Origin of the sequence: Arcobacter sp. F2176 (assembly GCF_004116465.1) — a bacterium.
In the GTDB taxonomy this organism is placed as follows: Bacteria; Campylobacterota; Campylobacteria; order Campylobacterales; family Arcobacteraceae; genus Arcobacter; species Arcobacter siniprincipis.
On record NZ_PDJV01000057.1, the window covers coordinates 1 to 502 of the forward strand.

1 protein-coding gene is annotated in these 502 nt (G+C 51.0%); it reads right to left on the minus strand.

Features of this window, described 5'->3' with window-relative positions; all coding sequences use genetic code 11:
- The coding region (locus CRU95_RS17005) for a hypothetical protein (RefSeq protein ID WP_258238750.1) at positions 1 to 502 on the minus strand (502 nt) is incomplete at both ends.

Genomic DNA, 502 nt, shown 5'->3' on the forward strand with positions numbered 1-502 from the left:
CCGTTTTCTCCAAGTGTTTTTTTTTTTTTCTCCTTCGTTGTGCGTTTTTTCTTCCCCCCTTCTCCTCTTCTTTGTCTCTTGCCTTGCACCCCTTGTCTTCTGCTTTGTCTATGTCTTCATTCTCTTGAACACCGTCACGTTCCCTTCCCTGACGTCGCCCTGTTCCTTTCCCCCCCCCGTCTTGTCGTACTCCGTCCCTATTTCCTTCTCCTCCTTCTCTTTCTTTCCCTCTTCCCCTTCCCCTTCCTCTTCCCCCTCCTCCTTCTCTTCCTCTCTCCTTCCTTTCCTTTTCACTCCCTTTTCCTTCTTTTTTCCCCCTGCCTCTTTTCCTTCTTTTTTTTTTTCTTCCTCCCCCTCCCCCCTTTCTCTCCCCTTCTTCCCTCCTTTTTCTTATCTTCTTTTTTTCCTTTCCCCTTCCTTCTCCTTCCTCCTCCCCCTCTCCCTCTTCCCTTCCCCCCTCCCTCTCCTCTCCCCCCTCTCTTTCCCCTTCTCTCCTCCCCTC